This is a genomic window from Paeniglutamicibacter sp. GQ140, assembly GCF_059759235.1.
In genome coordinates this window covers 313282-333934 of sequence record NZ_JCAXDW010000003.1, presented here as the reverse complement: position 1 = coordinate 333934, position 20653 = coordinate 313282, and the positions used below count along the sequence as shown (strand labels likewise).

Here is a 20653-nt window from a genome sequence, read left to right as displayed (position 1 = left end):
CTGTAATCCAGAATAGTGCCCCGTACCGACAAGAGCGTCCTTGTGCGTGGATTGATTGCCGGGGTGTCCGTGTTCGTTGAATGGATGCATGGTTTGCTCCTTGCCTGGGGCGCCGGATGTGGAGAGACGTCCCAAAGGTGGTGTCCGTGTCATGAACCGGGCACGGGGCCCGTTCGGGATCGGATGGCGATTGCGTGGGTTGCCGGGCGGTGCGCACACGGCGGGGGCCGTGTCGATCCGGATGCCGGACGCCGCGCCGCGGAACCTTGTCTCGCAAAACGTCGTTGGTCTTGGAAGGTCGACTGCGGCGGGGTGACTTTTCGGCGCGACGCTCTCGGGCCCGGCAGGGGTCGACTTCCGGCCAAGGAGCAAATGGCTCTCTCGGGGAAGGACCGGGGACCGTCGCGTGTCCGGTGCGCCTTAAATGTAAGTCATACGGAAAACTCTATCACTTGCCCCGGCGGCGCGCATTGAGGCATCTCACACATTTTTGCGGCCGAATCCGGGGCCAGGGTTTGGGTTTGCCGCCCCCGGGCGGTTAACCTGCCAAGATGACCCCGGAACATTATTTCAGCGCCCAGCCTTCCACCCCAGAGAAGCGGCGCCACATCAGCGTCAAGTTGCGCGGCGCCGAGCACAAGCTGCAAAGCTCCGGCGGCATCTTCAGCCCGGACCGGATCGACAAGGGAACCGCCATTCTTCTGGACGGTGTTCCGGACCCCTCGGCCAGCGGAAACCTCCTGGACATCGGCTGCGGTTGGGGCCCCATCGCACTCTCGATGGCACTGGCCTCCCCCGCGGCAACGGTGTACGGGGTCGACGTGAATGAACGAAGCCTCGCCCTGACGCGTGACAATGCCGCGACCCTGGGCCTGAAGAACGTGGTCGTTGGGCTTCCGGAGGCAATCGACCCGGACCTGCAGTACAACACCATCTGGTCCAATCCGCCCATCAGGATCGGCAAGGAGGCCCTGCACGAGCTTCTGCTGCTGTGGCTGCCGCGACTTGCCCCGGGCGGGACCGCCTGGCTGGTGGTCCAGAAGAACCTGGGTGCCGATTCCCTGCAGAAGTGGCTGGGCACCGTCATGCCCGATGACTGGGGCATCGAGCGGGTCTCAACGGACAAGGCCTTCCGCATTCTGAAGATCTCACGCCCCGAGGCTTCCTAGTCCCCTGTGTGCCGATGGCCGGGTTCCCCTGGGGGAACCCGGCCATCGGTGTCAGATCTCGGTGATCTCGCCGCGGGACACCAGGACCGCGGGGCCGCTGAGCACCACGTGTTCCCGGCCCGTGGCACCCTGGGTGAATTCGATGCCCACCTCGCCGCCGGGCACCTGGACCTTCCAGTTGAGAATGTCCTGGGCGTGGGCCCAATGGCGGGTGGCCGCCGCGGCGGCGCAGGCCCCCGTGCCGCACGACAGGGTCTCGCCCACGCCGCGTTCGTGCACGCGCATGCGCAGCGACCCGACGCCGTCGGTGACGATGGGGTCGGCGGCCAGGACGTATTCGACATTCGTTCCCTGCGGGGGCAGCGGCTGGACGTCTGGGATCACAAAGAGTTCCAGGTCCTCCAGCTCGCCGGCGTTGGCCACGGCGACGACGGTGTGGGGGTTGCCCATGGAGATGCTCAGGGCACCGCGCGCCTTGTCCAGGCCGGTGGTGGTGACCCTCGAATCGAGCCCGTTTTGGGTGGCGGCCTGCTCGAAGATGAACTCCCAGGGGCCCATGTCCACGGCGTAGCCGTCCTCGAGCCGGGTGACGACCTTTACCCCGGCGCGCGTGCCGATGGGAAGCCGGGAGCCCACCGGAAGGTCCACCAGCTTTTCGCTCAGCAGGAAGTGCACGAAGACGCGCACCCCGTTGCCGCACATCTCGGAGATCGATCCGTCCCCGTTGCGGTAGTCCATGAACCAGTAGGCGTCCGGGCTAGTTTCCAGCACTTCCCGGCCCTCGGCCAGGGTGGCGGAGGGAACCGCGCGGATCAGCCCGTCCCCGCCGATGCCGCGGTGCCTGTCGCACAGGGCGGCGACCTGTTCGGCCTCCAGCCGGTGTTCATCGAGCGGATCGGCAATGAGGACGAAATCGTTTCCGGTTCCGTGCCCCTTGGCATAGGGAAGCCGCCCCACGACGGACTGCAGGCTTGGGGTGGTCACTGGTGTGGGGTCGTTCGCGATCATGGTTACAAGAATACGTGCCGCAAAACCCCGGCACCTATTTGGGTCCGGGCGGGACCCGGTGCGGAATCAGGATTCCCGGATGCGGGCAAGGACCCGGGATGCCAGGGTCCTGTCCGTGGGGTCGAACCAGCTGACCCGGTCATCGGCACCGAACCAGGTGACCTGGCGCCGGGCGAATTGCCGGGTCGCGATGACCGTCTTTTCCGTGGCGTCCTTTTCCGACATGGTGCCGTCGAGCACGGCCAGGAATTGCGCGTAGCCGATGGCCCGCGACGCGGTCTTTCCCTCCCGCAGCCCCTGGGCATCGAGACGGCGCACCTCCTCCAGCAGGCCGAGTTCGACCATCCTGCCCACCCGAGCCGCGAGGCGCTCATGCAGCGCGGTGCGGTCGATGTTCAGCCCGATCTGGAGTGCCGGGGCGTGGTATTGGCGTTGGGGCATGAACGAGCTGAACGGCTTGCCGCTGATTTCGTGGACCTCCAGGGCGCGGATCAGGCGCCGGTCATCGAGGTTCCTGGCCGCGGAGGCCGGATCCACCTCCGCCAGGCGTGCGGCCAACGGGGCAATGCCCGCTTCGGCGGCCTCTGCCTCCAGCCGCCGGCGAATTGCCGGATCGGTCGGCGGGAAGTCGATCTCGTCCAACGCCGCCCGCACATACAGGCCGGACCCGCCGACCAGGATGGGCACCAGGCCGCGGCCGCGGATGTCGTCGAAGGCATGGCGCGCCTCGGCCTGGAAGCGGGCGACGCTGGCCTCCTGGCGGACATCCATGATGTCGAGCAGGTGGTGCGGTATCCCGCCGCGTTCTTCCGGCGGAAGCTTGGCGGTGCCGATGTCCATGCCGCGGTAAAACTGCAGGGCGTCGGCGTTGACGATTTCGCCGCCCAGCTCCCGCGCCAGGGCGATGGACAGGTCGGACTTCCCCGTCCCGGTGGGGCCGACGACCGCGAGGACCGGCAGCTGCTCGGAAGCCATGCCCCTAGCCGCGCACCATCAGGGAGGGCATGCCCAGGTTGGTCTTGCCCCCGGCCGCGCCCGAACCGGGGGCGGGAACCGCGCAGCTCTCGGCCTGGGCGCGGTCCCAGGCGTCACCGGCGCGCGAACGGCGCAGCGAGTACTGTTCGGCGCACGGGTCGGAGACCAGGTGGAAGGCCGCGGCACCGGTGATCGGCACGGTGACCAGGTCTCCCGGGCGCGGCGCCTCGGCGCCGGCCGGCACGGAGAAGTGCACCAGACGCTGGTCGGTGGACCTGCCGGAGAGGCGGTGGGTTTCCCCAGCCTTGCGGCCGGACTGCTCGGTCACCAGCACCTCGACGGTGCGCCCGACCTGCTTGGCGTTCTCTTCCTTTGCAATGCGGTCCTGCAGCGCCGTGAGACGTTCGTAGCGTTCCTGCACCACGGCCTTGGGCAGCTGGTCGGGCAGGTCCGCGGCCGGGGTGCCGGGGCGCTTGGAGTACTGGAAGGTGAAGGCCGTGGAGAAGCGCGAGGCCTCCACCACGTCGAGCGTCGCCTGGAAGTCCTCCTCGGTCTCGCCAGGGAAGCCCACGATGATGTCGGTGGTGATGGCCGCGTGCGGGATCTGTTCGCGGACCTTGTCCAGGATGCCCAGGAACTTCTTCGAGCGGTAGGAGCGGCGCATGTCCTTCAGGACCTTGTCCGAGCCCGACTGCAGCGGCATGTGCAACTGCGGCATGACGTTGGGGGTCTGCGCCATGGCCTCGATGACGTCGTCGGTGAAGGCGGCGGGGTGCGGGCTGGTGAAGCGCACGCGCTCCAGGCCCTCGATCTGCCCGCAGGCGCGCAGCAGCTTGCCGAAGGCCAGCTTGTCGCCGAATTCGACGCCGTAGGAGTTCACGTTTTGGCCCAGCAGGGTCACCTCGATCGCGCCGTCGGCGACCAGCGCCTCGATCTCGGCGAGGATCTCCCCGGGCCGGCGGTCCCGCTCCTTGCCGCGCAGCGAGGGCACGATGCAGAAGGTGCAGGTGTTGTTGCAGCCCACGGAAATCGACACCCAGCCGGCATACACCGACTCGCGGCGCGTGGGCAGGGTCGAGGGGAAGACGTCCAGGGACTCGAGGATCTCCAGTTCCGCCTGCTTGTTGTGGCGCGACCGGGCGAGCAGGGTCGGCAGCGAACCGATGTTGTGGGTGCCGAAGACCACGTCGACCCAGGGGGCCTTCTTCAGGATGGTCTCGCGGTCCTTCTGGGCCAGGCACCCGCCGACGGCAATCTGCATGTTCGGGCGTTCGCGCTTCAGCGGTGCGAGCATGCCCAGGTTCCCGTAGAGCTTGTTGTCCGCGTTCTCGCGCACGGCGCAGGTGTTGAACACGACCACGTCGGCGACCTCGTCGGTCAGGGCCTCGTCCTTGCGTTCCAGCCCTGCGCCCTCCAGCAGGCCGGAGAGGCGTTCGGAATCGTGGACGTTCATCTGGCAGCCGAAGGTGCGCACCTCATAGGAGCGGGGCATCTCGTCGCCGTCAATCTGGGTCATCGGTTCATGCTCAGTCACCGTTCAAGGTTACCCAAAGTTTCGTGGCGCACCATCCCGGGGCCGGCAAACGTCCAGGCGGTGTCATTCGACGTCCTCCGACATCCCTGAAACAACACCACGCGTTCACCAGCGACCGGTCAGGTGAATCACGTCCGCGCCACGCCACCGGTAGCCACGGACGCCAGGATCCTTCCATCGCGTTGCTGTTCGGGCAGCTGCGCGTAGCTGCATCGGAGCGCGCCGTCCCCCGCGTCCGGATACTCCCCTCAGGCGTCCTCGAGCTCGGCGAGCCCTCGGTACGCGGCCTCACGGATGTGTTCCAAGAGTTCGTGAAAGCGGTTCGTTTGCTTCCTCAGTAACCTGCCGTTTTGGTAAAGCATCAGGTCATTCGCGCTCCCCGCGCCGCCCCTGAGGGATTCCAGAATCCCCTTGTAGATCCGGCTCGCTTCCGAGTCGGTCGACGCCGTGCCAAGTTCGATGGCTTTCACCCGAAAGATCTCGGACCAATCGGGTTGCGAATATTCGGCAAGGATCTCCGAAAGCTCCGTGACCATGCGAACGAGGTTTTCGATACCCAATGTGCCCGTTTTCCCTTCACGTCGGCTTTTCCCGTAATCCATGTCCCCACTATCAAGACGGTTTCAACTCGACGATTGGGAGCGTGGAACGCGGATTTCCTACATGCGTCGCTGTCGCAGCCGGCTGTAAATCCATCGATGGTTTTCGTCTTGATGACGAGTTCCGCACATCTTCATTTCCTCGCGCCGCGGTTCGCACGGCTGCGAACGGCCAGGGAGTCTGGCGCCTTTACCGTGGCCAGCGTCCCGCAGGGCACTGCCCCCGCGACTGGGCGCCACTGGTCGATCATCAGCCTGCATGCACTCGTGTCTAGCCGCGGGAACCGCCCCACCAACGAAAACGTCGGGCGCCGCGGACATGGCCGCTGGCAAATTTCCGCAGTTCGTCAATAAGTGCGTTGAAACGGTTCGTCGCCTCCGAGTTGACGGACCCGTCCGCATTCGTGACGGGCCTGTCGCTGATCGTCATCGGGCCCGCCCGGAGCGATTCCAGGACCTCCCGGCAGATTTCCGCCAAACGGTCGCGCGAAACGCCCGCCTCGAGTTCGCGGGCGAATTCGTCGTAGGCACGGGCCGCCTCCGGCAGTCGTTCCTTCTCAAGGTATCCGGCGAACTCGCGCATGATGCCAGCGATGTCCATGAATGGTTCCCTTTCTAGTTCAGCGGCCACGGTGATCCCTTCAAGGATGCTTCCGGCGCCTCGCCGATAGGCGGCGGAGCCAGCTGCGCTTGTTTCAGTCGGTAATCGGACCTGCCCTCAAGCTCGGCCAGCCCTGCATGTGCGAATCGGTCGAGATCCCGAGCGACGCCGGGGATTTCACGCGGAAGGTTTCAAAGCATTCCGGCCGCGAGTGTCCAGCGAGGATTTCGGAGATCTCCTGGATCATGTGGATCGGGTCTTCAGTGTTGTCGAAGGCAACATCAGAACGGCAGCCCCCAGGCGTCGCGCTCCAGGGGCCACATGACATGACGGTCCTACAGGATGTCCTCGTGGAACAAGGATTGCCACCGATACAACCCGCCGTCGTATTCGAGCAGGACCCGGCGATGGAGCAAATCGTGGAATTCCCGGCCCAGCAACGGTTCGATGAGTTCGCGGCTCTTGTCCGTCCGTTTCGTCCACTCGGGCCACCGCTGGCCCACGGGAGTGCATTCGACCTCCATGAGGCGGCGCTGGTCCCCGGTTTCGTCCGTCAACCACCGCTTGCGGATCTTGGGCAGGTTAAGCGTATGCGCCCACGCCCAGGCTGTGTCTTCTTCCGGCACAAACTCGTAGACGGCTTCCAACGCTGCAGGCTCGACGCCATGGGCTTTCCCCAAACGCTCCAAGGCAAACGCGAACCGCCGCGGCACCGCTACCTTCTCGGAGCGCACCGCTTCGGCCAAAAACCCCAGCGCCGCGCCGGGTTGGCCCGCGCCGACCAGCCCATAGGCGTGCACCCGTGCCTCGGCAGACAGGACGTCCCGGAACCACGAGGCAACCCACTGGACATCCATCAGGGCACGTCGTGCTTCGGCACCCTCGAGGGGCCATTGCTGGTCCGCTGCTCCGGGCCGGGACGAAACCCAGGCCCCACGTCGCCGTTCGCCTCCGGTCTGCCAGCGTGCCCGGTCCGCCGCGGAGACGACGCCCCGCGCCGCCGCTTCATCCATGCGCTCCTCGTTGGTCAGCAACAGCGATGGCCACGAGGTCGCGCTCAGCAGGCCGACGGGGTCCTTGTCCCGGACGCGGAACGCGGGAATCGCCGCGCCGGCCGGCATGGCCTCCACGTCGTAGACCCTGCCCCTGAAGATGTCTGCCGGGGCGTTTCCAACCCGGCGCACCCGGTACCCGGGGGCGCCATCGTCCGGTCCGGTGGAGTCGTGGTCCTGGTTTGTCATTAGGGAACCCTCAAGTCGCTGTTGGGCTGTTCGGCATAGGTGTACCCGCGGTAGCCGTTCACTTCCACTCGTTCCATTTGGTAGAACGGGCTTCCGTGCAGGTCGACCCCGATGTCCGTCAGGTTCTTCCCCTGGGCCATCTGGGACCTGATCCAGAGCCGGTTGACGTCAAGATCCACCCGATCCTGCAGCCAGGAGGCCGGCCGGTGCAGCACGTTTCCCTCGCTGGTTTCGAAGAGATTGCGGATCCGTGCCGGGGTCCCGTTGTAGTAGCCGGCCCCCGTCGCGTCGGCGAACGGCGTCACGCGCCCGTCCATCCACCGTCCCATGATCGCGGTGTCCGCATCGGGCCGCGTGGTCAGGGGGCGGATGACGTTGTTCACGACGGGGCCGGAACGCAGCAGCGCACGCCCGGCGTAGGTTCCGGCGCCGGCGCCGAACCCGCCCGTGGCCGCACCCATGCCCATCCCCGTCCCGGTGGCCTGGAGGTAGCCCAGCGGTGTGTGAGGTCCCGGCCCGGTGCCATAGGTGTAGGCATTTCCGGCTCCGCCCGACGTGGCTCCGGCCGCAACGCCTTCGGCGACGGCCGCCCTGACACCGTTTACCCCGAGCGCGCCCATGCGCCCGGCCATGACCGCGCCGCCCAGGCCGCCGGTCACCGCCATGACGGCGGTCTGGCCCCAGTTCACGTCTCCCGTGGTGGCCTTCTGGATGATGACGTCGGCACCGGCACCGATCAGGGCCATGCCCACCGGTCCGCCCACGCCGGTGGCCATCAGCACGCCGCCGGCCACGACCATGGCCCCTCCGGCAACGTATTCCCAGTTCTCGCTCATCCAGTCCCCGGCCGCGGCCAGGGCTCCGTTGTTCGATTCCCGGTAGGCGGTCAGCTCGGCCTCGGTCACCGGGCGCAGGCCCAGCGGGTCGATGGCGTGCAGCGGGTCGTTGCCGGCATACGAGTAGGGGTTTGACGCCCATCCGGCACCTGCCACCGGATCCAGCGGATCGACCGAGAGGAAGCCGCGCGTCGCGGGATCGTAGGCGCGGGCGCCGAGCCAGTCCAGGCCCGCCACCTGCACCCCGCCGTTGGCGCCGATGCCCAGGCCCGCAGGCAGGCCCGGCACGGTGCCGGCCGCCATGGCCCAGGGGTTCGTCGCCTCGGTCGGGTGGGCGCCGCGCCAGCCGGCTCCCAGCAGGCTGCCGTCAACGGCGGCCAGCCCGCCGGGCAGGGCGGTGACCGAACGCTCCCCGATGGAAACCACGCGCGGGGCGTACTCGGCGGTGTCCCACCAGAGCGCGGTGCCATCCACCTCGGCCAGCTCGCCCAGTGCATCCACCCACAGCGTGTGCAGCGCCCCGGATCCCTGCGGGTCGGTGTGCTCCACCGTGCGCAGGGTGCCCAGCCCGGACCATCCGTAGCGGGTGGCCCCGTCCGGTCCCGTGCCCGCGGTGCGCCTGCCCGAGGCGTCATAGGTGTACTCGGTCCTCCCCGCGCCGGTGGCGGTGGCCAGCAACTGGCCGGCCGCGTCGTAGGTGGAGGCGGTGGTGTGCCCGTTGGCGGTTTCGGCAACCATCCGGCCGGCCGCGTCGTAGCGCCAGGTGGTAACGGTTCCGTCGGCCTCCTGCATGCGTTCGAGCTGGCAGGCGCCGTCGTAGGCGTAGCGGGTCTCAGTCCCGCCGGTGCGGATCGCGGCGATGCGTCCGTCCGCATCGCGCACCAGCTCGGTGGCCTGGACCCCGTCCGGGGTGGTCACGGTGTGGCGCACCAGCGCCCCGGCCTCGTAGTCCCAGGCCTGCAGGGTGTCCCCCGCGGTGGCGCCCAGCAGCTTCCCGGCCGCGTCGTGGGCATAGGTGATGGTGCCGAACACCGGGTGTTCCACGGCCGCGAGGCGGCCGGCGGCGTCGTGCCGGTATCCGGTGCGCGTCCCCTGCGGGTCCAGCAGCGCGGTGCGCCGCCCGTCCGCGTCGTATTCCCAGGCCACGCCCGCACCGTCGCGGGTTCGGGAGACCAGCTGGCCGCGCCGGTTGAAACGCAGCTCGTGCAGCACGGACCTAGAATCTGGGCGGCTGCCGTCGGTGATGCGCACGGCGCGCTCGCGCGCATCGCGCTCGATCTGCACCAGGATCTGCCCGTCCACGGATGTGGTGGCCGCTCGCCCCGCGGCGTCGTAGCCCCAGGCGAGGCGCTGCCCGCCGGGGGCCCGCTGCCAGAGCGGGCGGCCGGCCGTGTCGTAGCCGGCAGTCGTGGTGCGGCCCAGCGGGTCGGTTTCCGACACGACCCGGTCCCCCTGGTCGTAGGTGCGGCGCACCACCGATCCCAGCGGGTCGGTGCTGGACACCAGGCGGCCGCGTTCGTCGTACTCGTAGCGGGTCACCCCGCCGAGGCCGTTGACGGCCTCGGTGAGCTGGCCGGCGGCGTCGTAGCGGAAGCGCCGCATGCCGAACACCGCGTCGGCGGCCCCGGTGAGCCGGCCCGCCTTGTCGTAGTCGTAGCGGGCGGTGCCGCGCGCCGGCAGGCTGCGGGAGATGACCCTGCCCATGGCGTCGTAGCGGATGCGCTCGGACTGGCCGTCGGGGAAGGTGCGGGCGACGATGCGCGAATCGGCGTTGTAGGCCAGGGTGGTGCGGGCCCCGGAGGCATCGATGTTCGCGCACGGGCGTCCGGCAGCGTCGTATTCGATGCGGGTCACCGCCCCGGTCGGGGACACCTGGGCGGTCACCCGGCCGGCGGCGTCGCGTTCGAGCCGGGTGAGCCCGCCCTCGCCGTCGACGAGCTCGACCACGCGTCCGCACAGGTCATAGGTGGCCAGCTCGCTGCTGCCGTCTGCCTGCTCGGAGGCGACCGGGCGGCCGTATTCGTCGCAGCGCAGCGTGCCGCGCTCGAATTCGTCGGCGACGCCGAACGCGCCGGCGGCCGGGTCCACGGAGAATTCCTGGCGCACCCCGGTGGGATCCACGACCGCGGACAGCTCCCCGTTCACCCCGTACTCCCGTGCCCAGCTGTTGCCCTCCGGGTCGGTGATCCCGGTCAACCGGGAGAGCGTGTCGTGGGCGAAGCGCCATTCGGCGCCGTCGGGCAGCTGCAGCGAGACCACCTGGCCCAGGTCGTCGAAGCGGCGCGCCACCGCGCGGCCCAGCGGGTCCACGGTGCGTTCCAGCTGGCCGTGGGCACCGTGCTCCATCACCGTGCGTGCGCCCAGCGGGTCGGTGATGACGGCCAGGGCGCCTCCGGGAGCGTATTCGAAGCGCCACAGCGCCCCGTCGGCGTCGCGGCGCGACGTCAGCCGCCCGGCGCCGTCGTAGAGGTAGGAGGTGCGGGCCCCGCCCGGGGAGACGGCCTCGGTGACCCGGCCGGCCTCGTCGCGGTGCAGCCGGGCGGTGTTTCCGAAGGCGTTGGAAATGGCCTTCAGGTCCCCGAACCGGTCGTGGGCGAACTCCATGACGACCCCGGTGGGATCGGTGATGCGCGCCAGCAGCCCGTGGTTCCATTCCAGCTCGGTGCGCCCGCCCTCCGGGTCGATGACCACGCTCGGGTTGCGCGCGGCGTCATCCGGATACTCATAGGTCACCACGGCGCCGGTGCCACTGACCACGGTCAGGGGCCGGTCCGCCGCATCGTAGCCAAAGTTGAATTCGGCGCCGGTCGGGGTCAGGGTGCGGATGCGCCGGCCGCGCTCGTCGTAGGCGTGCACGCTGAGGCTGCCGTCGCGTTCGGTGGCGGACACCAGGTTGCCCCACCGGTCGTAACCCATCGACTGGCGGTTGTCCTGCCCGTCGATGACGCCGACGAGCCGGCCCTTGGCATCGGCAATCCAGGTGTTGGACCGGGTGCCGTCCTCGTCGGAGACCACTGTCAGCCGGCCGGGCAGGTAGGCAAATCGGGTGGTGCGCCCGAAGGCGGAGACCTGGGTGAGCACCCGGCGCCGGTCGTCGTAGGTGTTCACTGCCTCGGCCACCCCGGCGGCATCGATGACGGCTTCGATCAGCCCGACTTCGTTCCACCGATAGGTGCGGGTTCCGCCCGGACCGGCGGCAGCGACCAATTGCCCGGAGGCGTCGTAGGCGAAGTCCACCCGGCGACCGTCCGAGGCCTCGAGCCGGGTGATCCGCCCGCCGTCCTCGGGCTCGCCGGAGTATTCGGCACTGACCCACCGGCCGCGTTCGTGTTCCAGGCCCGTGATCCGCCCGTGGGCGTCGTGCAGCGCGGTGATGCCGCTGCCCGGGCCGCGGTCGGTGGACAGCCACGTGCCCGATGCAGTGAACACCCATCGGGCGCCGGCGTTGTCCGAGGCAACCAGGACCTCGGCCGTGTCCGCGTCCGGGGTTCCGGTGCCGTCGTGGGCCGGTTCGCCCGAGGCTGTCATTGAGTCGCGCCGCAGCCACCAGTTTTCGCCGTCGGCGCGGTCCCAGCCCTCGCCCAGCCGCGGAAAGCGCACCTCTCGTCCGTCTGGCAGGACCAGGGAGGCGCCTTCGTCGTCCAGCTCCAGGCGCACCTCGAAGATCGAGGCCCAGCCCGGACCGAAGACCCCGGTGGCCTCGGACAGGGAGTTGTACATCCGGGTCGCGGCCAGGTTCGCTGCCGCCCCGGCGAAGCCGAGGTCGACCTCGGGTTCCAGGAAATTGCCGGTCGAGGTGTTAACCGGGTCGTTTGAATAGCCGGTCGTCGGCGGTCCGCCGTAGGCCTGCGCCGGGGTAATCGTCAGGTCCTGGCGCGATGCACCAACACCCTGGGAAGCCAGCGCCGCCAGCAGCGCGGCGTTCGACAGCTGCGAGACGTTGCCTTCGCCGCCCGCGGCGGCAAACGCGTCGGCAATGGTGCGCGCCCACAACACGTCCTGTTCGTTGGCCTCAAGCCACTTTTCGAATCCGCGGACCACGGGGCCGGCGCTCAGCCGGCCGTAGCTGCAGCGGGCCGAGAAGTCGGCCAGGTGCCCGCGCAGGGAGCCGGGCGTCCCGGCCAGGTCCGAGTTCAGGTTCGCCGATCCGGTGGCAAATGTACGCAGGTCGCTGGGCCGGGCTGCCGAGGTTCCGCCGCCACCGCCGCCGTTGCCCGGATTCGGGGTTTGGCGTACGCCGGTCCGCGGTTCGGATGCCTGGACCGAGACCGGGGCGGACGGCGGGCCGACCGGCGGATCCTCTTCGCCGAAGACCGCGTCGACGGCGTTGAGGAAGATATTCGCGTCGCGTTCGTCCTTGCGTTGCTTCCATTCCCGGGCCAGGCGCCGGCGCTCGTTTTCGCTGTGCGCCTGTTCCTTCAGTTGCTTGGCGCCGTCGGCCGCTTCGCGCAGCCGCGCCGCAAGTTCGCTCGCATCGGAAGAGGCCACGCGGGCGTTGTCGGCAAAGAGCTGGGAGAAGTGGCCCTTGAATTCCGTGCGTGCCGCTGAGACCAAGGAAGACCGCGATCCGGCCTGCCCCTCGATCTTCGACGCCGCGGCTCGGAACGCGCCAATCAACGCATTGGCGGTACCGAAATCAAATGCAACGTCGTGCTCAAAGGCCCCCAGATTGGCCACGTAATACTCCCTCATCAGCCCGCGGGAACAGCCAGTTCCCCGAAAAAACCACCCGGGCACCGTCGATGCCCCGAAAAGATATTGAATGCGCCCCCGTCGTCTGTCCGGCAGGGCCGGTGACAACGGGGGCGAAGGAAAATCCGGCTAGTTGCCGCCGCCTGCGGTGAAGATGTTCGTCGAGATCTGGTTCAGCTGGCCACGCAGCTGCTCGAGTTCGGTGCGTGCCTTGTCCAGCGCGGCCTTGGTTTCCGGCCATGTGGTTCCCCGGAATTGGGCTGCCAGCGGGCCGTCCCATACGTTCGGGTCGGAGAGGAGGCGTCCCTGGGCGTCCAGCTGGCTGATCTGGTCGGTGAAACCGCCGTTGATGATCGCCTGGATCTGCTGGATGGCGGTCTTTGCCTGCTCTGTTGATAGGACACGCGACATGAAATCCTCCAAGGATTCGTGGGGTGGTCAGCAACTCCAGCGCGATTGCCGGAGACTCGAACGTGAATAACTCTAACAAGATGACATGGATTTTTCCAAGGATTACAGGCCGTGGGATCCACCTTGGGTGCACCGCGACGCACGAGAGACGGTGGGCATCCGGCCGGATCCCGCCCATCGATTGCCCGGCGACCCGGATCGGGCGGCAATTGCCGTCCGGCAGCAGCACCGGGGAAGTCCGCGTTTTAGTCCTGCTCTCCGAAGCGGACTTCCCACTCTTCACGCGCGATGCGGAATGCCATCGAACCGCCGTAGCCCTTGCGTGCGAGCATCCCGACCAGGCGGCGCAGCGCCTTGTCGCGGTCCGCGCCCATTGAATCGGGCCGCAGCTTGGTGCGCACCAATTCCCTGGCGCGTTCTTCCTCGTCGCCGTCGTCGATCTGTTCCAGGGCCTGCTGGGCGGTCTCGTCGTCCACGCCCTTTTCCCGCAGTTCGCGCTTGATTGCCCCGCGGGCCAGGCCGCGGCTGCGGGCGCGGGACCGCACCCAGCCCTCGGCAAACGCCTCGTCGTCCACGAGCTGGATCTCCTCGAACCGGTCCAGCAGTTCCTCGGCGATGTTCTCGGGGATCTCCTTTTCCAGCAGCTTCGTCTTCAGCTGCGCCCGGCTCTTGGCCGAGGCGGTGAGCTGCCGAAGCAGGATGGCGCGTCCCTTGGTGGCATATTGCTCATCGCTCAGCTCAAGTGGTTCCTTGGCTTCCCGCGGGGTCCTCTCCCGGGTCCGGGGAGTCCGGGTCGAGGTGCGCTTGGCACCGGAGGGAGCCGAGCGTCCGCCGCCGCCCCACGATCCCGTGCCGCCGGCGCCGCGCTTGGGGGTGCGTGCCGAGCCGCGTCCGGCGTATCCGGCGCGTTCCCCGAAGGCGGGCTTCGCCTCCGGCGGTCCGGGAGCCTCCTCGGGCGGCGGGGCCGTCGAGGCCGCCTCGCTGTGCGCCCAGACGGGGATTTCGGAGAGGTCGCCCCAGTCCGAATTGCCGTCGGCCGGGAACGACCAAAGCGGCCGTTCGGCTCCCTGTGGGGAGTCGGACGAACCGCCCTGGTGTTTGGTGGTGCCCACGGAACTAGGACTCCTTGACCACGCGCAAGGTCTCGCCGTTCTTGTCCTCGGCGGCCTGGCCGATGCCAAGCTTCTCGAGGATCTGGCGTTCGAGTTCGTTGGCGAGGTCAGGGTTGTCGCGCAGGAACTTGCGGGCGTTCTCCTTGCCCTGTCCGAGCTGGTCCCCGTCATAGGTGAACCATGCACCTGACTTCTTGACGAAGCCCTGGTCCACGCCGATGTCGATGAGGCTGCCTTCGCGCGAAATGCCCTGGCCGTAGATGATGTCGAATTCGGCCTGCTTGAACGGCGGGGCCATCTTGTTCTTCACGATCTTGGCGCGCGTGCGGTTGCCGACCGGCACCGTGCCTTCCTTCAGCGTTTCGATGCGGCGCACGTCGATGCGGATCGAGGCGTAGAACTTCAGCGCCTTGCCACCGGTGGTGGTCTCCGGGCTGCCGAACATCACGCCGATCTTTTCGCGCAGCTGGTTGATGAAGATCGCCGTGGTGCGGGTCTGGGACAGGCGGCCGGTGATCTTGCGCAGGGCCTGGCTCATCAGGCGGGCCTGCAGGCCGACGTGGCTGTCGCCCATCTCGCCTTCGATTTCGGCCCGGGGCACGAGGGCTGCCACGGAGTCGATCACGACGATGTCGACGGACCCGGAGCCCACGAGCATGTCCATGATTTCCAGGGCCTGCTCGCCGGTGTCCGGCTGTGAAACCAGAAGCGCATCGGTGTCGACGCCCAGCTTCTTGGCGTATTCGGGATCCAGCGCGTGCTCGGCGTCGATGAAGGCGGCGATGCCGCCCATGCGCTGGGCGCTGGCCACGGCGTGCAGGGCAACGGTGGTCTTACCGGAGGATTCCGGACCGTAGATCTCCACCACGCGGCCACGCGGCAGGCCGCCTATGCCCAGCGCGATGTCGAGTGCCACCGATCCGGTGGGGATGGCGGCAATGGGTGCAACGGTCTTGTCGCCCAGTCGCATGACCGAACCCTTGCCGTATTGCTTGTCGATCTGTGCAAGTGCAGCTTCGAGGGCCTTCTCGCGATCTTTACCAACGGCCATTGTTCACCTCGGTTGTTAGGGCCACCCAATGAGGGGTTTGGCCGGTACTCTTTGTCTATCCACGAGCGTACGACGGGTGGCCGACACTTTAGTTTCGGGGCGTCGTTGCTGTGGAAAACCCGGCAACGTGCACCCCGACGAACTCTCACTGAGAACTCTACACTCTTCCGAACAGATATTCGAAGGCGGTGGGCGTGTTCCTCGAATATTCTACCGCTTCTTGATCGGCTGGTCCCTGCCCAGGCGGCGCTCGGGCGGCACATCCTGCATCTCGCAGACCGCCAGCCACACGTCCCGCGGAGGGACCCCCTTGGCCAGCGCCTCCTGGGCACTGACCCCGCCCACGGCGGACAGCACCAGGGAGGAAGCCAACGTGCGGGAATAGCCCGCACCGAACTCGTCGTCCATCAGACGCCAGAAATCACTCAATCGCACCTTCGCAATTGTGCCACGGGAAGCCCGGGCCTTAAGCAACAAGACCCCCGTGCCGGAGTCCTGTTCACGATGAACGGACGCCCGCACGGGGGCCCTGCAACGGAGCCCGGGTACACCACCGGGTCCGTGTGGGTTGTCTAGTGGCTCGGGGCCAGGCGCTTGCCGAGTTCAACCGGATATTCGCCAGCGAACTCGCTGGTCAGGTCCACGGGAACCGTATCCGGAATGGTGATGCCTTCTGCGATGGCAACGCGGTCGCTGACCTCGCGGAGCATCAGCGAGAGCGGCACCTCGAGGGCGCCACAGATCGAGGAGAGAAGCTCGGATGAGGCTTCCTTCTGTCCCCGCTCGACCTCGGAAAGATATCCCAGGGAGACGCGGGCACTGTGGGAGACTTCGCGCAGGGTGCGTCCCTGGCGTTGACGTACATCGCGGAGCACGTCGCCGATTTCATGTCGAAGGACTACCATCTTGCGCTCCTCTTTGTCGCGGCGGACCTCGCTCTGTAGGCCCACATCACGCCAACGGACCACACCGTTTACCGATACTGGTTGCTTGACCATGTGCATTGCCTTTTGTTCTCCGGTCCTAAGATGCCTTGTGGGGCGATCGGTGCGGGTCACTGTATTGTGCCCGTCATGGGTAATAACTGCCGGGAGTCGTTTTTTGTTCCCACGCCCCCACCTTAGCCATTGCCGCGGGTTATTTGCCACAACAATCGCAAATCGATCTGCATTGGTGTCACAAAACGATTCATAGCCACCATGCCCCATCAAGCTGTGTGCTTGCTGGGCACCAGGTGGGAAGCAAGCAATTCCAGTGCCGCCACGGTGCTCGAGAACCGGATCCCGGCCCGGTCGCCGGCAAAGCGGTGCTCGGTGAAGCCGCTGCCCGAGCCCGAGGCATAGCCCAGGAACACGGTGCCCACGTCCTTGCCGTCGTGGGCCTCCGGACCTGCGACACCTGTTGCGGAGACGGCGAGGTCCGCCCCGCAGGCGCGCCGGGCGCCCACGGCCATCTGCCGGGCAACCTCCCCGTCGACGGATCCCCGCTCGGCCAGCAGCGCCGGATCCACGCCCAGCACCCTGGCCTTGACCGAACTCGAGTAGCTCACCACCCCGCCCTGCAGCACCGCGGAGGCGCCGGGCACCTCGGCAAGTGTTGCCGCGATCATTCCGGCGGTCAGGGATTCGGCGGTGGCAAGGCTGGTCCCCGCGGCCTTGGCGGCGGCGATGACCCGACCGGCCAGTTCGGCGCAGGTGCTTGCGTCCTGGGGTTGTGTCATCTGCCCGGGTCCTTTGGCGTTGGCGGGCGGCGGCTAGCCGCGCGGGGTGGCCGCGGCGCGCAACTGCCAGGCCTTGATCAGGTAGTCCAGGCCGGTGACGACGGTGACTGCCAGGGCCAGCAGCATCACGATGAACGCCACCGCGTGTAGCCAGTCCAGCGTGTGGGTCCACGGCAGCAGGTAGAGCAGGATCGCCGCGGTCTGCATCACGGTCTTGAGCTTGCCGCCGCGCGAGGCGGCCATGACGCCGTAGCGGATGACCACGAGGCGCACGAGGGTGATGCCCCATTCGCGCACCAGGATCACCAGGGTGATCCACCAGGACAGCTCGGCCAGGATCGAGAACATCACCAGCGCGGAGCCGGTGAGCAGCTTGTCGGCGATCGGGTCGGCGATCTTGCCGAAGTTGGTGATCAGCCCGCGGCTGCGGGCCAGGTCCCCGTCCAGCTTGTCGGTGTACATGGCCGCGGCGAAGATCGCCACGGCCACCCAACGCATCAGCCCGTAGTCCTTCTCGTCGGCCACCAGGGCCCAGACGAAGAACGGGACCATGAGGATGCGCAGGACGGTGAGCACATTGGCGATGTTCAGGGTCGGCACGTGGGCCGGTTGCGGGTTCGCTGGGGTTTCAGTCACGCCTCAAGGCTACCTTCCGGTGAGGTTCCAGGCGTCTTCCGAGCCCTCGTCGTCGGCGCCGTCGTGGTAGTCAACGGCCTGTTCGAAGCCGTCGAGGTCCTCCGCGACCAGGTCGGTGCCGTAGTGGTTGGCGTTGGCGTTCTCGGCCAGCGCCGCCTCGGTCGCGGTCGGGACCACGTCGCCGGCGCCGGTCTCGTCCCCGCGCATCGCGGCGAGCACCTCGGGCAGGTCGTCGGGCTTGACCAGCACGTCGCGGGCCTTGGAACCCTCGGAGGGTCCCACCACGCCGCGGGACTCGAGCAGGTCCATGAGCCGGCCGGCCTTGGCGAAGCCCACGCGCAGCTTGCGCTGCAGCATCGAGGTGGAACCGAACTGCGTGGTCACCACCAGCTCGGTGGCCTGCAGCAGCAACTCCAGGTCGTCCCCGATGTCGTCGTCGATCTGCTTCTTGGGCGCCTCGGCGGCGACGTCGTTGCGGTACTCGGCCTTCAGCTGGCCCTTGACGTGCTCGACGACCGAGTGGATCTCGGATTCGGTGACCCAGGCGCCCTGCACGCGCATGGGCTTGGAGGTGCCCATCGGCAGGAAGAGCGCGTCGCCCTGGCCCAGCAGCTTTTCGGCGCCGGGCTGGTCGAGCACCACGCGTGAGTCGGTGACCGAGGAGGTGGCAAAGGCCATGCGCGAGGGCACGTTGGCCTTGATCAGGCCGGTGACCACGTCAACGGACGGGCGCTGGGTGGCCAGCACCAGGTGGATGCCGGCGGCGCGCGCCAGCTGGGTGATGCGCACGATCGAGTCCTCGACGTCGCGCGGGGCGACCATCATCAAATCCGCGAGCTCGTCGACGATGACCAAAAGGTACGGGTAGGGCTTCATGATCCGCTTGGAGCCCTCGGGCGGGACGGCCTTGCCGTTGCGCACCGCCTTGTTGAAGTCGTCGATGTGCTTGAAGCCGAAGTTGGCCAGGTCGTCGTAGCGGGTGTCCATTTCCTTGACCACCCACTGCAGCGCCTCGGCGGCCTTCTTCGGGTTGGTGATGATCGGGGTGATCAGGTGCGGGACGCCCTCGTAGGCGGTGAGTTCCACGCGCTTGGGGTCGACCATGACCATGCGCACCTCGTCCGGGGTGGCGCGCATCAGGATCGAGGTGATCATCGAGTTAACGAAGGAGGACTTGCCGGCGCCGGTGGCGCCGGCCACCAATAGGTGCGGCATCTTGGCGAGGTTCGCCACGACGAAGCCGCCCTCGACGTCCTTGCCCACGCCCATGACCATCGGGTGGTCGGTCTTGCGGGCGTTGTGGCTGCGTAGCACGTCGCCCAGCACCACGATTTCCTTGTCGGCGTTGGGGATCTCGATGCCGATCGCGGACTTGCCCGGGATCGGGGAAAGGATGCGCACATCCGAGGAGGCAACGGCGTAGGAGATGTTCTTGGACAGGGCGGTGACGCGCTCGACCTTGGTGCCCGGGGCCAGCTCGATCTCGTAGCGGGTGACCGTGGGGCCGCGGGAGAAGCCGGTGACCTTCGCGTCGACCTTGAACTGGGTGAGCGTGTCGGTCAGCGCGGCGACGACCGCGTCGTTGGCCTCGGAGCGTTCCTTGGACGGCGGGCCGGCGGGCAGGAAGTCGGAGGCCGGCAGCGTGTAGGTGACGTCCCCGGAGAGCTGGAGCTGTTCGGTGCGCGCCGGGATCGGCGGCAGCGGGGCGGCGGCCGGGCGCGAGGGGATCTGCGGGATCGCGCCGGTGGCGTCGTCGTCGTAGCTGGCCAGGTCGATGGCGCTCATCGCCTGGGTGTCGGCCTCGGGCTCCCGGCCCAGTCCCACCGCGTCCATGATGGCGGCGCGGTCGCGCTCGTCCTTGGTCGGGCGGCGCACGCCCGGGCGGATGGCAGGCTCCTCGTGGGCGGTGTCGACCGCCTCGTCATAGAGGTCCACCGGGTGGCTTCCGGGTGCGATCGTGTGGTCGTAGGCGTCGGTGATCACGGCCTGGTCGTAGGCGCCCTCGCCGGTGTTGCCCAGCAGGTCCTCGGCGGACCTCTCATCGGCGTCCTTGTCCTTGCCGAAGAACCGCGTCTTCTTGCGCGGCTTCTTCTCCGGCTGCTCGTCGTAGAGGTAGGACTGGTCGTGCTCCTCCCCCGTGAGCTCCACGGTGCCGGTGCGGGCCCCGGGCTCCGGGTGCTGGCCCATGAGCTTTTCGTAGCCCTCGCGGAAGCGCGCGGGGATGTGCCTGAACGGCGTGGCGGTGAGGATCATCAGGCTCAGCAGCGCGAGCACGATCATCACGGCCATTGCCCCGGGGCCGGAAATGAGCCCCGCCAGCGGCAGGGTCGCCAGGGCGCCGAGCATTCCGCCGGCCCCCCAGAGCTCGTCAAAGGGCGCGGAGATGGCGGGCAGTCCCCCGACGACGTGGGAGATCCCGGATCCGGCCAGCGAGAGCAGGGCCAGGCCGATGCCCACGCGGTTGTTGGCGCGGTGCTCCTCCGGCCAGCGGAAGAGCCGGATCGCACCGACGAGCAGGATCGGCGGCATGAGCGCGGCCATGAACCCGAAGCTGCCCCCGGCCACCGCGTGCACGAACGCGCCGTAGCCCGGTGCCTCGCGCAGTCCCCACCACTCCACCGAGGCGATGACCACGGCGAGGATGACCAGGAAGAGCCCGGTCCCGTCGCGGCGCACCTCGTAGGGCGGGTGCACGTCGCGACCGACCTTGCGGAAGGCCCCGCCGGTGACGCGCGCGATGCCCATCCAGGCGGAACGCACCATGCGCACCGGCAGCGGGAAGTCGTGCTCGACCGGTGCGGGTGCGCCCTTGGAGCTTCGGGTCGTCTTGGACGGGGAGGTCGACGCACGCGGTTTGCGCGTGGTCGTTTTCCCCTCGCCTTGCGAGGAGGTACGTGGGGCCATGGCTCTAGGGTATCGCCCGCCGGCCCCGGGACCCCGAATTTACACGGTTCACCGGGGAACCGGGGCTGTGGAGAAGCATCACAGGCGTTGGCGGCGTGCAAGGAATCGTTGTGGAACGGGGCAGCCGCGGCGAATGTATACGGAACTGATTCGAAGCCTTGGTG

The 20653-nt window shown here is 68.0% G+C and carries 17 protein-coding genes; 1 reads left to right on the top strand and 16 read right to left on the bottom strand.

Annotated features, from left to right (window positions below; genetic code table 11):
* Positions 1-551: 551 nt before the first annotated feature.
* Positions 552-1169, top strand: coding sequence for a class I SAM-dependent methyltransferase (locus AC6CHY_RS06325; protein ID WP_217390553.1), 618 nt, complete (start codon positions 552-554; stop codon positions 1167-1169).
* A gap of 51 nt (positions 1170-1220) precedes the next feature.
* Here AC6CHY_RS06325 and dapF read toward each other — a convergent pair whose 3' ends face one another.
* The 16 genes from dapF to AC6CHY_RS06245 form a co-directional block, all read right to left on the bottom strand.
* Positions 1221-2177, bottom strand: coding sequence for a diaminopimelate epimerase (dapF, locus tag AC6CHY_RS06320; protein WP_498226119.1), 957 nt, complete (start codon positions 2175-2177; stop codon positions 1221-1223).
* Positions 2178-2243: 66 nt separating this feature from the next.
* A complete protein-coding gene (miaA, locus tag AC6CHY_RS06315) occupies positions 2244-3152 on the bottom strand; it encodes a tRNA (adenosine(37)-N6)-dimethylallyltransferase MiaA (protein WP_498226118.1) in 909 nt (302 codons plus the stop codon).
* A 4-nt stretch (positions 3153-3156) separates the two neighbouring features.
* Entirely contained in the window at positions 3157-4668 is a 1512-nt protein-coding gene (gene miaB / locus AC6CHY_RS06310) for a tRNA (N6-isopentenyl adenosine(37)-C2)-methylthiotransferase MiaB (RefSeq protein WP_217390550.1), read from the bottom strand.
* A gap of 266 nt (positions 4669-4934) precedes the next feature.
* Entirely contained in the window at positions 4935-5288 is a 354-nt protein-coding gene (locus tag AC6CHY_RS06305; protein WP_498226116.1) for a hypothetical protein, read from the bottom strand.
* 268 nt (positions 5289-5556) lie between these two features.
* The gene (locus tag AC6CHY_RS06300) at positions 5557-5886 is read right to left on the bottom strand and encodes a hypothetical protein (protein ID WP_498226115.1); all 330 of its coding nucleotides are present in this window, start codon (positions 5884-5886) and stop codon (positions 5557-5559) included.
* A 94-nt stretch (positions 5887-5980) separates the two neighbouring features.
* Positions 5981-6133 (bottom strand): hypothetical protein, encoded by a 153-nt coding sequence (locus tag AC6CHY_RS06295; RefSeq protein ID WP_498226114.1) that lies wholly within the window; start codon positions 6131-6133, stop codon positions 5981-5983.
* An 88-nt stretch (positions 6134-6221) separates the two neighbouring features.
* Entirely contained in the window at positions 6222-7127 is a 906-nt protein-coding gene (locus AC6CHY_RS06290; RefSeq protein ID WP_498226112.1) for a hypothetical protein, read from the bottom strand.
* Positions 7127-12640: a DUF6531 domain-containing protein gene (locus AC6CHY_RS06285; RefSeq protein WP_498226110.1), complete on the bottom strand. Its 5514-nt coding sequence runs from the start codon at positions 12638-12640 to the stop codon at positions 7127-7129. Before AC6CHY_RS06285 ends, AC6CHY_RS06290 begins: the two co-directional genes overlap by 1 nt.
* 144 nt (positions 12641-12784) lie before the next feature.
* Positions 12785-13066 (bottom strand): pyrophosphorylase, encoded by a 282-nt coding sequence (locus AC6CHY_RS06280; protein ID WP_217390545.1) that lies wholly within the window; start codon positions 13064-13066, stop codon positions 12785-12787.
* A gap of 245 nt (positions 13067-13311) precedes the next feature.
* The gene (locus tag AC6CHY_RS06275; RefSeq protein ID WP_498226109.1) at positions 13312-14178 is read right to left on the bottom strand and encodes a regulatory protein RecX; all 867 of its coding nucleotides are present in this window, start codon (positions 14176-14178) and stop codon (positions 13312-13314) included.
* A 4-nt stretch (positions 14179-14182) separates the two neighbouring features.
* Positions 14183-15229: a recombinase RecA gene (recA, locus tag AC6CHY_RS06270; protein WP_498226107.1), complete on the bottom strand. Its 1047-nt coding sequence runs from the start codon at positions 15227-15229 to the stop codon at positions 14183-14185.
* 210 nt (positions 15230-15439) lie between these two features.
* Positions 15440-15664, bottom strand: a complete 225-nt coding sequence (locus AC6CHY_RS06265; protein WP_217390543.1) for a DUF3046 domain-containing protein — start codon at positions 15662-15664, stop codon at positions 15440-15442.
* Positions 15665-15801: 137 nt separating this feature from the next.
* Complete coding sequence (locus AC6CHY_RS06260) at positions 15802-16227, bottom strand: helix-turn-helix domain-containing protein (RefSeq protein WP_217390542.1); 426 nt, start codon at positions 16225-16227, stop codon at positions 15802-15804.
* A 209-nt stretch (positions 16228-16436) separates the two neighbouring features.
* On the bottom strand, positions 16437-16949 hold the full coding sequence (locus tag AC6CHY_RS06255) for a CinA family protein (RefSeq protein ID WP_498226105.1): 513 nt from the start codon (positions 16947-16949) through the stop codon (positions 16437-16439).
* A gap of 33 nt (positions 16950-16982) precedes the next feature.
* The gene (pgsA, locus tag AC6CHY_RS06250; protein ID WP_498226103.1) at positions 16983-17585 is read right to left on the bottom strand and encodes a CDP-diacylglycerol--glycerol-3-phosphate 3-phosphatidyltransferase; all 603 of its coding nucleotides are present in this window, start codon (positions 17583-17585) and stop codon (positions 16983-16985) included.
* Positions 17586-17594: 9 nt separating this feature from the next.
* Positions 17595-20489 carry an FtsK/SpoIIIE family DNA translocase gene (locus AC6CHY_RS06245; protein WP_498226101.1) on the bottom strand — a complete coding sequence of 965 codons (2895 nt, stop codon included), beginning with the start codon at positions 20487-20489 and terminating at the stop codon, positions 17595-17597.
* Positions 20490-20653 lie beyond the last annotated feature (164 nt).